9 protein-coding genes are annotated in these 12,045 nt (G+C 64.0%); 4 read left to right on the top strand and 5 right to left on the bottom strand.

The window, feature by feature from the left end:
• Positions 1-55 precede the first annotated feature (55 nt).
• Positions 56-1,552, top strand: a complete 1,497-nt coding sequence (locus tag RH858_RS02315) for a deoxyribodipyrimidine photo-lyase (RefSeq protein ID WP_310561056.1) — start codon at positions 56-58, stop codon at positions 1,550-1,552.
• 39 nt (positions 1,553-1,591) lie between these two features.
• On the opposite strand, the gene RH858_RS02320 is transcribed toward RH858_RS02315, so the two are convergent.
• From RH858_RS02320 to RH858_RS02330, 3 genes are all read right to left on the bottom strand, one after another.
• A complete protein-coding gene (locus RH858_RS02320) occupies positions 1,592-3,418 on the bottom strand; it encodes an iron ABC transporter permease (RefSeq protein WP_259533648.1) in 1,827 nt (608 codons plus the stop codon).
• 100 nt (positions 3,419-3,518) lie between these two features.
• Positions 3,519-4,757: a transporter gene (locus tag RH858_RS02325; RefSeq protein WP_310561057.1), complete on the bottom strand. Its 1,239-nt coding sequence runs from the start codon at positions 4,755-4,757 to the stop codon at positions 3,519-3,521.
• 66 nt (positions 4,758-4,823) lie between these two features.
• Positions 4,824-5,825, bottom strand: coding sequence for an ABC transporter substrate-binding protein (locus tag RH858_RS02330; protein WP_310561058.1), 1,002 nt, complete (start codon positions 5,823-5,825; stop codon positions 4,824-4,826).
• A 109-nt stretch (positions 5,826-5,934) separates the two neighbouring features.
• Between RH858_RS02330 and RH858_RS02335 the strand changes: the two genes are divergently transcribed.
• Both RH858_RS02335 and RH858_RS02340 read left to right on the top strand, forming a co-directional pair.
• Positions 5,935-6,930, top strand: coding sequence for an ABC transporter substrate-binding protein (locus tag RH858_RS02335; protein ID WP_259533651.1), 996 nt, complete (start codon positions 5,935-5,937; stop codon positions 6,928-6,930).
• Positions 6,931-6,964: 34 nt separating this feature from the next.
• Positions 6,965-7,621 carry a flavin reductase family protein gene (locus tag RH858_RS02340; protein ID WP_259533653.1) on the top strand — a complete coding sequence of 219 codons (657 nt, stop codon included), beginning with the start codon at positions 6,965-6,967 and terminating at the stop codon, positions 7,619-7,621.
• 42 nt (positions 7,622-7,663) lie between these two features.
• Here the strand turns inward: RH858_RS02340 and RH858_RS02345 are convergent, their stop codons facing one another.
• A complete protein-coding gene (locus RH858_RS02345) occupies positions 7,664-8,836 on the bottom strand; it encodes an ABC transporter ATP-binding protein (protein ID WP_259533654.1) in 1,173 nt (390 codons plus the stop codon).
• 108 nt (positions 8,837-8,944) lie between these two features.
• Between RH858_RS02345 and RH858_RS02350 the strand changes: the two genes are divergently transcribed.
• A complete protein-coding gene (locus RH858_RS02350; protein WP_259533655.1) occupies positions 8,945-9,937 on the top strand; it encodes an ABC transporter substrate-binding protein in 993 nt (330 codons plus the stop codon).
• 367 nt (positions 9,938-10,304) lie between these two features.
• Here the strand turns inward: RH858_RS02350 and RH858_RS02355 are convergent, their stop codons facing one another.
• Positions 10,305-11,999 carry an aldehyde ferredoxin oxidoreductase C-terminal domain-containing protein gene (locus RH858_RS02355; protein WP_259533657.1) on the bottom strand — a complete coding sequence of 565 codons (1,695 nt, stop codon included), beginning with the start codon at positions 11,997-11,999 and terminating at the stop codon, positions 10,305-10,307.
• Positions 12,000-12,045: the final 46 nt, after the last annotated feature.

Consider the following 12,045-nt stretch of genomic DNA (forward strand, 5'->3'; position numbering starts at 1 on the left):
AAGAAGATAGGGGAGGATCCCCCATCTTCAGGGGACTGGCGCCCAATCGAAACCCATGGAGCTGTTCTGGCATCGGCGGGACCTCAGGATCGCCGACAACCGGGGGCTTGCGGCCGCGGGAGACGGCAGTAGCGAGGCCGCCTCGATATTCGTCTTCGACGACGCTGTCCTGGAACACGCAGCCTCACCGCGAGTCGCGTTCATGCTCGATGCGCTGTCGGCGCTGCGGGAACAGTATCGGGAGCACGACTCGCAGCTACTGATCGCCCGTGGCGATCCGGCGACGATTCTGCCGAACGTTGCGACGGAGCTGGAGGTCGACCGAGTCGTCTGGAACCGCGACTACTCCGGGCTCGCCCGCGAACGCGATGCCGGCGTTCGTCGGGCACTCGACGCGGTCGATCTCCCCCGAGAGTCGTTTCACGATGCGGTCCACCACGACCCCGACGCGATCCGGACGAACGCCGGCGATCCCTACTCGGTGTTTACCTACTACTGGAAGAAATGGCGCGATCGGGAGAAAGACTCGCCGTATCCGCCCCCGAATCCTGACGACCTCGTCGACGCCGAGCGCGTCCGGAACCTGACTTCGGCACTCGAGTGTGCGCTGGAAACGCTCCCGTCGATCGATGAGCTCGGATTCTCCGAGCCCGACGCGGAGATCCAGTCGGCCGGTACGGAGGCGTCCAGACGGCGACTTCGGGAGTTCTGTGACGGGCCGATCTGCCGGTACGAACACCGCCGGGACTACCCGGCCGACGGGACGACCTCGCGGCTGTCGGCCGACCTGAAGTGGGGAACGATCGGCGTCCGCGAGGTGTGGGAGGCGACCGTCGAGGCGGCCGAAGCGATCGAGGCGAGAGAAGACAGCGAGGGCGACGACGGCACCGACGGCGACGACGGCACCGTCGGCGCGGAGAAACGCGAATCGGTCGAGGAGTTCCAGTCACAGCTCGCCTGGCGAGAGTTCTACACACAGGTGCTGTTTCACAACCCCGAGGTCGTCTCGGAAAACTATCGCGAGTACGAGAACCCGATCGAGTGGGAGAACGATCCCGAACTGATCGACGCCTGGAAGGACGGCGAGACCGGGTATCCGATCGTCGACGCCGGGATGCGACAGCTCCGGACAGAGGCGTACATGCACAACCGGGTGCGGATGATCGTCGCCTCCTTTCTCACGAAGGACCTGCTCGTCGACTGGCGGTACGGCTACGAGTGGTTCAAACAGAAGCTCGCGGATCACGACACCGGAAACGACACCGGTGGCTGGCAGTGGGCCGCCTCGACCGGGACCGACGCCCAGCCGTACTTCCGGATCTTCAATCCCATGACACAGGGCGAGCGGTACGACCCCGACGCGGAGTACATTCAGACGTACGTGCCGGAGCTTGCGGGGGTGGATCCGGAGGTCATCCACGAGTGGCACGAGCTGTCGGAGACGGAGCGACATCGGATCGCGCCCGGCTATCCCGAACCGACCGTGGACCACTCGAGGCGCCGCGAGCTGGCGCTGGAGATGTTCGAGCGGGCGCGGGGGGAAGAGAACTGACCGCGACTGGTCTCCCGCAAACGGCCGGAAGGACCGTTCTCACCGCCGTTGCAGGTCGTGGAAGCTGATCCCCACTCGCCGCAACCCCAGCAGGATGCAGAACGTCATCCCGATAAACAGCGTCGAGAGCGCGGACACCAGCTCCAGGTTCGCCTCCTTCGTCCAGAGGTGGAACACCTCGATTGCGATCACTTCCGTCCCCGAGGTGTACGTCATGATCGGGATCGTGAGCAGCTGGAAGATGTGGATGAGAAGGTAAAACCAGACGACTGCTGCGGTGTTTCTGAAAAGCGGGAGGAACACCTCCCGGATCCCCTGGAGCCACGACGCGCCGAACACCCGGGCCGACTCCTCCAGCTCGTCGTGGATCTGGACGACGTTCCCGATCGCGATCCGCGAGGCGTACGGAATGAAGACGATAATCGACCCGATCATGATGATCCACAGCGTCCCGTACAGGTCGAAGATCGGGTGTATCTTCCCGACCCACAGTCCGGTGAAGATGACCGCAGTGCCCATGATGATCCCCGGCACCGCCAGCGGCGACAGAGTGAGGAAATCGACGACCCCACGCCCACGGTACTCGGTCCGTTCGGTGTAGTACGCGACCGACACGACAAGCGCAGTCCCGAGCGTCGCACCCCCCAGCGAGATGGTGATACTGTTCAGAAACGCCCGCCGAACGTTCCGGTCGGTCACTGCCTCGAGGTAATGCGCCAGCGTGAGATCCGAAAGCGTCGGGATCCCGGTCCAGAAGGAGTGAAACGAGACGAGGACCATGACGAGAACCGGGAGCACCCACACGAAGAAGAGCACGACCCAGATAGAGAGCGCCAGCGGCCAGCCCCATGTGCCGAGCTCCCACTTCTTGGGCCTGTACGATCGGCCGGTCACGGTCATGTAGTCGGCCTTGCGGCTCGTCACCGACCGGTAGTACCAGGTCAGAACCGCTGTCACCGCAATGAGGCTAAATGACAGCGCCGCCGCCTGGCCGTACTCCGGGGGTGCCCGAAGCGAGACCGCAGACCAGATGGCAGTCGCGTACACGTCGAACCCCTCCGGCGCTCCCAGGATCGCGACCACGGAGAACTCGCCGAGCCCGCGGAGAAACGTCACCGTGATCGCAGCCAGGATCGCCGGCACGACCAGGGGGAAGCTAACCGACCTGAGCGTCCGAAAGATGCCCGCCCCGTGGATACGGCTCACCTCTTCGAGTCCGGGATCCATCTGCTGGAGCGCCGGGGCCGTCAGCAAATAAAACGAGGTCACCGCGTTGATGCCGACGACGAACGCGATCCCCCACCCGCTGAAGAGATGACTCGCCGCCGCGTCGACGCCGGGTATCCAGCTCAGCGCCGACGTCACGAGCCCGCTGTCGGGGCCGTACGTCGCGATGTACATGATCGCGTAGATGTATCCCGGGACCGCATATGGGGACACGATCACCAGTTCCATCGCCCCCCGCGTCGGCAGATCGGTGCGGACGAAGAGCCAGGCGAACCCCAGACCGAACGTCATCGCGATCAGCGTCATGCCGACGGCGACGAAAAGCGAGTTCGCGAACAGGCCGGTCACGTCGTACACCCGCTGGATGTACACGAGCTCGAAGTTCTCCAGCGTGAACGACCCGCTGAAATCCCCCGGAAACGCCGACCAGAGGCTCGACCACAGCAGGAAGACGAGCGGGACCACCGTCAACACCCCGATCGCGACCACGGCCGAACCGAGGGTGACGCGTTCGATGAGGTCCCCCCGGGTCACGTTCCCCCCCGTTTCGGGATCGGTGCCCGGCAACGCACCCCGCGCACGGACGGCCAGCTCGCCCAGGACGTTCACTGTCGTTTCGACCGCTTTCTTGCCGTCCATCAGTGTTGCGAACGCGATATCGGTGGCCCGAACAGGTCCGGCGGCGGTCCGAACGGGGCCGACGGCAGCCCGGCTCGAACCGGACCGTCGACTGCGCGGTTCACCGATCCTCGATTACGGTTTCGATCACTCGTTCACCCACAGCGGTGTACTGTCCCTCTTCCTCGAAAGTGACCAGGGAGACGTCGGCGTCGAAAAGCTCCTCGTAGTACGGATCGACGTCGAGATCGGAGTAGTCGACGTCGAGCCGGCTGGGGGCAAACAGCTCGACGTCCTCGAGGATTCGGCGCTGGACCGACTCCTCGAGGGCCGCACTCAAGAGGAACCGGGCGGCCCACCGGTTCGGGGCCTCGCTGTTGATCGCCAGGTGTCCGGAGCTCATCAGCGCCTGAATTCCCTCGGGGTAGTGGTTCTCGACCGGCAGATCGTCCATCACCTGACGGACCGTCCACGGGAAGTTGTAGAACATAACTGGGACGTTCCCCTGGCCGACCTCCCTGGCGCCTCGCGTGTGGCTCTCGACGCCTTTGAACTCGAGGTGATCCATCATCTCGCGCAGCCACTCCTCGTCGTCCATGCCGAGCTGGTCGGCGTGGTGTCGGACGATCCAGCCGATTCGACTCGGAACCACATACGAGGGCAAACACGTCTCGAGCCCCTCGTACTGGTCGTCCAGCAGGTCGTTCCAGGTGTCCGGATACTCGAGACCGCGCTCCGTGAATATCTCCGAGTTGATCGCCATGCACGTCGACGGACCGCCGTTGAGCGCCGACACGTACCAGGGCTCGGTCATCTCTCCGGGGAGCACCTCGGAGAACCAGAAGTTCTCGTCGATGCCGAGCTCGTAGTAGTCGCCCGCCTCCATGTCCTCCTCGTGGATCTGATCGTACAGTGCCGTCCCCTGTGAGATGATGTCGGCCTGGTCGCGGTCGGCCTGTCGCTCCTGGATCACTCGCTGGGCGACGTCTCCGCCGTCGCTGACGTACAGGTCCGGGTCGAGGCTGGTCCCGAACTCCTCATTGACGACGTCCACCAGCTGGACCCACGCGTCGCGGGTGCCGGCCGCCGCGTAGATCGTAACGTCGGTGTCGTCGCCGACGACCGCCGCCAGCTCCTCGGTCGTCCACGGCGTCTCGGGCGCGTTCTCCGCGTCGGGTTCCCCGTCGTCGGTAGTTCCGAGAAGTCCCGTACAGCCTGCGAGTGCGGTCAGCGCTGCCACGCCTCCTCCGGCGACGACGGCGCGCCGCGAGTGGGGCGCCGATACCCCGCCCCGGTTCCTTCCGCCGTGGGTTCCCGTGTCCCCCTCCGACACAGCACCGGATCCGAGACTCCTTTCCATGTTATAGGATTTTTGTAATAGGTAATAAAAATCTTCCGTTGTAGCTCTCGCGGGACCCACTGGACCTCACAGAGACAGCGTCGAATCCACGAACAGTTCCTCGGGATCGTACTCCCGGAGAATCAATCCCTGATCGTGGGCGTACTGGACGAATTTCGCCAGCTCGCGCCGGGTCTTCTCAGTGACCCCGTACTCCCACACCTTCTCGTCGGGCCCCAGAACCTGACGCTGTTTCGCGGCCTCGATGTGTCCCCACGTGAGCGCCATGTGGGTGCTGGGGCTCCGGGCGCGTTCGAGCCCTACATCGCGCGCCTCACGGAAGGCGTCGTAGAGGTTCACCGCCGCCCAGGGATGGTCCGCCAGCACGTCGTCGCGGATCGCCACCACGTGCATGATCGGGTGGATGCCCGTCTCCTCGAAGTACGCGCGTTCTTCGGCTTTTGGGTCGTCGAACACGAACTCTACCTCGTCGGCGTCGGCGACGTCGTGAAACAGCGACCCGGCCGGGTCCATGACCGCGTCCAGCTCGCCGGCAAACAGCAGCTCCCGCATGTCCCGGGGATCGTCGACGGCGTCGGATTCTCTGTCCCCGGAGACCGGCCGGACGTCGAATCGATCGGGGAGCTCGACGGGAACGTCGTCCCCGCGCCGACGGACCCAGGTCACGTCCTCGAGATCGAGGTCGTAGTGTTTCGCACAGATTCCACGCAGCCAGACGTTGGCCGTCGTCTGCCAGGACTGCACCCCGACCGTCTTTCCTTCGAGGTCGGCCGGCTCCGTCACGTCGGCGTCGACGTGCTTGTAGAAAAACGAGTGGCGAAAGCGCCTGCTCGGGAACACGGGGATCGCCGTGAATGGATACTCCTCGGGCTCGGCGCGCGAGGAGAGGTACGACGCTAGCGATACCTCGCAGACGTCGAACTCGCCGTGCCGGAAGAACCGGCGGTGACGCCGAGGGGGATACTCCGTCATCGCGGTTAGATCGATCCCTTTCGGCTGGACTTCGCCCGTCAAGAGCGCCCGGGTGAGGTCGCTGTCGCTCCCGCAGAAGGTCAGCTCCACTGACATGCCGGGAACTGCTCAGGTGGGCGCCCTAGTTCTGTCGGTGTGTTCAGCCGTCACCGGGAGGTGGGACCCGTCCGCCAGTTATTAGTCTCAGTCGCCGACACGGCGACGTATGGCGGTCGAACTCACGCTCAGCTGTGACGACACAGATCTCACCCGGGCGCTGCTTTCGGGCGAGGTGGACCCCGACGGGATCGACCTCGCAACGGACACGACCTACCCGCCCCGGCGTCACCGCCGGTTCTGCCGGACCGACGCCTACGACGTCGCGGAACTGTGTCTCGCCTCCTACGTCGCCTCCCGATCCGACCCCGATCGGTACCCGTTCACGGCGCTTCCGGTCTATCCGAGCAAGACGTTCAGGCACGCTTTCTTTTATAAACACGTCGGCGCGGACGTGAACGCCCCGGCAGATCTCGCGGGAAAGACGGTCGGCGTCCAGTCCTGGCAAACGGCGGCCAACGTCTGGATGCGCGGGATCGCACGGGAGCACCACGGGCTCGATCTCGAGGACGTGACTTGGTACCGTCGCCGGCAAGACGACGTCGAAAGGCCCGTCCCCGACCGGTTCGAGGTCCGGCCGGTGCCGGGATCCCAGGACGGCGACGCGATCGAGGAGCCGCGCGACATGCGTGAGCTGCTGTTTGCCGGCGAACTGGATGCAGTCATGGACCCGTCGGGCTCCCTGCTCGAGGCAGTTTTCGAGGCCGACGACGTGAAGTTCGTGTTCGACGACCCGCTGGCGGCCGAACGTGCCTACTACGAGGAGACGAGAATTCACCCGATCATGCACGTGGTGGCGATTCGCGACGACGTGCTCGAAGCGCACCCGTGGGTCGCAAAGAGCGTCTACGAGGTGTTCTGCGAGGCACGCGACCTCGGACTCGACCGGGTGCGACGACCGAGTTACAACATGTCGTTGACGTGGGCACACCTCCACCGGCTCGAACAGCGCGACATCATGGGTCCCGGCGAGGACGTCTGGGAGTACGGCCTCACAGATCGGACGCGACGCGAGCTGGCGAAGTTCCTCGAGTACGCCCACGAGCAGGGGATCGCCGATCGAGAGTACGAGCCCGAGGAACTGTTCGTCGACGTGGACGAATAGACACCCTCTTGGTTCCGAGACCGAACGATAACGCATGACGCAGTCGACGCCGACCGACCGTTTCGACGAGATCGACGGGATCGAGTCCAAGGCCCTCCTGAAGCCGAAGCCGATCGCGCTCGTGGTGACGCAAAGCGAGACCGAGGGACCGAACCTGATGACCGCGGGGTGGTGGATGACGGCCGGATACAACCCGTTCCGGTACATGTTGGGCGTCAGCCAGAAGACGTACACCTACGACATCATCGAGGAGAACCCCGAGTTCGTCCTGTCGGTGCCGTCGACGGAGTTGATCGACGCGATGGTACTCTCCGGAATGGTCAGCGGCCGGGAACTCGACAAGATCGAGCACCTGGACCTCGAGACGATCCCCGGCGCGGAGATCGACGTCCCGATCCTCGCGGACGCCGTCGGCAACATCGAGTGCACGGTGCTCGACTCCTTCGAGTTCGAGAACACCACCTACTACTTCGGGAGCGTCGAGAAGGCGTGGGTCACCGAAGGGGGCATGGACGGCCGTCTGCTCTCGCTGGAGGAAGACGTGCTCGCATACATGGGTAGCGACTGGGTTGGCGACGACGAAACCAAACACCGCTTTTACGCCGACCTGGGCCCCGAGGACCTCGAGTCGTTCCCGGGCGACGAGGTGCTCGAGAGCCTTCCCGAGGAGCTACAGGAGAAACACCGATAGGACGGGACGACGGTTATTCGCCCGTCGGGTACACGACGACGGTTATTCGCCCGTCGGGTACAGTTTGATGGCTTCTGCGGACGCCCGAAGGAGAACGCGATCCCCACGATCGAAGTCGTGGATGTGGTCCGATCGGACGACCACCTCGGCGTCGGCGTCCTCGAAGCCGACGGTCATTTCGTAGAGATCCCCCGAGAGACCGGCCGCGAGAACCGTCCCTCGGTGCGAGAGGCCGTCCGTCGGTTGGTCTTCCGTAGCGACGGCGAAACCGCCGGTCTCGGCTCCGGAGGCGCGACCGCCGTCGACTGCCGACGGCCGTCGAACGGTGGCGTCCCGTGGGCGGAGGAAGCAGTGAACCTGTCCACCGATCTCGCCGGCGGAGACGACGTCGACGCCCTCGACTGGGACTGCCCCGAGTGCGGTCCGAACGACGCGAGTCCCCTCCGCGCCACGTTCGATCGACCCGTCGAGGCGGTTCCAGTGGCCGACAAAGTCGCGGGTGAACGCCGAAGACGGGCGACGATACAGCTCTTCCGGCGCCCCCCGCTCGACGATCTCCCCCTCGTTCATCACCAGCACCTTGTCCGCGAGGTAGAACGCTTCCTCCTGGTCGTGTGTCACGTACAGCATGCTGACACCGACCTCCTGTTGGAGCTTCTGGAGCTCGTAGCGCATGGTCGCCCGGAGCTTCTTGTCGAGGTTCGACAGCGGCTCGTCGAGCAACAAAAGGTCCGGATCGTGCGCCAGCGCGCGGGCGAGGGCGGTGCGTTGCTGCTGTCCGCCGCTGAGATCCGTCGCGGGCTGGTGTTTCAGCGCCGCGATGTCGACCAGTTCGAGCAGATGATCCACCCGGGATTCGTACTCGTCTTTCGAAAACGAGTGGTCGGCGTACTTCAGCGGGAACACCACGTTCTCGTACACGGACTTGTGTGGCCAGATCGCGTAGTTCTGGTACACCATGCCGATTTCGCGATCCTCCGGCGGCCGCGAGACGTCCGCCGAGAAGACCGTCTCGCCGTCGATGATAATCTCTCCCGCGTCGGGAGTCTCCACGCCCGCAATACACCGCAGGGTCGTGGTCTTCCCGCACCCGCTGGGGCCCAGTAGCGCCACGATCTCGTCTTCGGCGACGTCGAAACTGACCGCCGAGAGGATCGACTCCGTCCCGAAGCTCTTGTCGAGATCCCGTACCTGGAGCCGCGTCGTCTCTGTCATGTGTGAGGGATGTGGTCTGGTCGGTGTCCCGGGAATCCGACCGTCCGTATTCCACATTACAAGTTCTATGTAATAAGCGATGGGGGTTTCGGGCCGTTCGGTGCGACTATGGTTCGCCGGTGGAAATCCACGGGCATGCTCGACCTCTCGCTTGCGTGTGGCCGGTACGAGTGGACCCGGGGCCTGTGGGACGGAAGCGTTTCGCCGGAGGGGATCGACCTGTCGACCCTCGAGTACCACAACCCGGAGCGGTTCGCACGAATGGCGAACAACCTGGAGTTCGACGCCTGTGAACTCTCCATGGGCACGTATCTCGCAACCCGGTCCCGACCGGAACGGTATCCGTTTACGGCGATCCCGGTGTTCCCACACCGGCGGTTTCGACATTCGTACATTTACAGACGGACGGACGCGGATATCGACGGCCCGCAGGATCTGGAGGGGAAACGCGTCGGCGTCGTGAACTGGCAGACGACGACCGGAATCTGGCAGCGCGGAATCTTGCGCGAGCAGTACGGGGTCGACACGACCGACGTCGACTGGCACCGCGTCGGCTCCGAAATCGTCCCGATCGAGGTACCCGGCGAGTACACGGTGACGGACCTCGACCCGGGCGGAGGAACCGTTCCGTACATGGAGGAGTTGCTCGGATCCGGAGAACTCGATGCGGTGTTGCATCCCGTGCCGTTGCAGATTCCGGCGGCCGAGCGCCTGTTCGAAGATCCCATCGCCGAGGAGCAAGCCTACTTCGAAGAAACCGGAATTTTTCCGATCATGCACGCGATCGTCCTGAAAAACGAACTCCTGGCAGACCACCCGTGGCTCGTCCAGAAACTGTACGACGCCTTCGAGAACGCGAAACGCGAGTGTCTCCGGCGGCTGGAGCGTCCTCAGTGGATCCCGCTCCTGTGGGCCGACATCCACGCCGAGCGCCAGCGCGACCTGCTCGAGGATCCCTGGGAGTACGGGCTGACGGAGTCCAACCGGACCGTCCTGAACACCCTGGTGGAGTACGCCCACCGACAGGGAATCGCAGACCGTCGATACGACCTCGAAGAACTGTTCGCCACCGAATCGCTGGAAATCGGCACGTTCGGCTGAGTGCTGCCGCTCCGAAGTGACCCCAAAACGGAAAAACGATCCTGAAAGACCGATTGCTTCCGCAGTTATTTGTCGTCCGGGCTGAACCGGGACGCGAGTTTTGCGAACGGACTCTGCGTCTGTGACAGCAGTTCCGAATCGACTGTTCCCATCAACTGTGCATTTTCGAACGAGCGTGTGCTCTTTTGCGACATCGTATACAATATTACTACCTTTGGCCGGATAAACCTTTTTGTACATAGTCTTTCAGTCGGTAAAATAGACCAAACGTTCATGCAATAGTTCAAAAAATAATGATCGATCCGCCGCTGCGCTGGAGAGTATTGGTCCGCGAAGAATTGCTCCTACGTTCGATCACTACCCGGCGTCAGTCTGAGCGCACAGGCGGGACGTCGCTCGCTTCGATCGCGTCGTCGGGAACGGTCCCATCAGAACTCCAGCCGCGTTCCTCGTAGTACTCGTCGATCGCGGCCTCGAGGTCGGGGATGTCGTAGGGGAGTCGATCGTCCTCGCGGTCCATCCCCCGTTTGTTGTTGAAGTGACGCTCCCGTTCGACCGTCCGGGCGCCGACGGCGAGCAGTTCCTCGTACTCGGTTCCAAGCAGCGTCGCCAGCCGGTCGTCTGTGATGTAATCGCTCGAGAACGCACAGATGATCGCCGAATCCCGCACCGCGTTGCGGTTCTCTTTTCTCGCCAGCAGTTCGCTTTTCCCGAGGGTTCCTTCCGGGTCGATTTCGCCGTTGTACTCCGGACCCAACATCCCGCCGTACATGTGGTCTGCACCGCGGTTGGCCACCGCATACGACAGCCCCTGGCCGTGGAGCACCCGGCCGTCGTGGGCAGCGAACTCCATGCCCTTCACCGTGTAGTTGTCGACGCCGAGTTCCCCGTGAGCACGGGCGACACCCTCCGCGAGCAAGTCGCCGATCCCCTCCCGGCGTGCGATCTGTTCTGTCACCTCGCGTGCGAGCTCGGCGTCGCCGAAGGCGTCTTCGCTTTTGAGGTAGGCGGCGACGGTTACGCCCGCCGAGATGGTGTCCATCCCGAGTTCGTCGCACAGTTCGTTCGCCTTCATCACGTCCACGATGTCGCCGACCCCCTGCGAGGAACCGAACGCGTACACTGTTTCGAACTCCGGCCCCTCGGTCTCGATTCCTTCCGCCTCGTCGCGGGTCGGGAGTTTGCAGGCGTAGGCACACGACGAGCAGGTGCCGGTGCGGTACTTCTTTTCTTCGACTGCGTCGCCGCCGATCCCGGCAGCGTCTTCGAAGTGGTACTCCTCGAAGTATCTGGTTGGAAGCGAGAAGTTCTCGTTTATGAACTCCGTGCCGCCGGTGGTGCCCTGGCGTTTCATTCGGTCGTCCGACGTCGCAGCCTCCCGGTGGATCTCCGACTCCGGCGGATCGGGGATCTCGATCTCGGGCCGGGATTCCCCCGCGAACGTGACACACTTGACGTTCTTCGATCCGAGCACCGCGCCGAGGCCACCGCGTCCGAACGCCCGCGAGTCGAACGTCATCACCGACGCGAACCGGACCAGGTTCTCGCCGGCGGGGCCGATGGCGATGCAGTGTTCCGGCCCGAGGTCGTGGTGCTCCTCCATGTAATCTGAGGTCGCAGAAACCGTCGCTCCTTCGAGTTCGGGAACGGGTTCGAACGTGACCCGTGGGTCGCCGTCCCCGTCGGGATCGCGAACGTGTATCGCAAGCAGCTCGTCGCTCTTCCCGGTGACCTCGAAGACGGAGTAGCCGGTGTCGGCGAAGTTACGCGAGAGGAAGCCGCCGGCGTTCGTCGAGGCAAGCCCGTCGGAAAGCGGCGACAGCCCGGTCATCGACATGCGTCCGGTGAACGACGTTTGACTCACCTGCAACGGCCCCGTCGCGAGGTACACCCGGTTTTCGGGCCCGAACGGATCGGCGTCGAACGGGATCCGCTCGTGGGCCAGGGCGGTCGCGACCGCCCGGCCGCCAACGTGCGTCTCGAGGAGGTCGTCGATCTCGGTCGCGGTTGCGGTCCGCTCGCTCACGTCGACTGTGAGAAGCGGCCCCTTCGCGTGGAGCATGGTCAAATTGACCGGCGGGACCAGCATAAACGCTGGCGTGGGGGGT

It is taken from the genome of Halalkaliarchaeum sp. AArc-GB (genome assembly GCF_031432225.1).
Classification (GTDB): Archaea; Halobacteriota; Halobacteria; order Halobacteriales; family Haloferacaceae; genus Halalkaliarchaeum.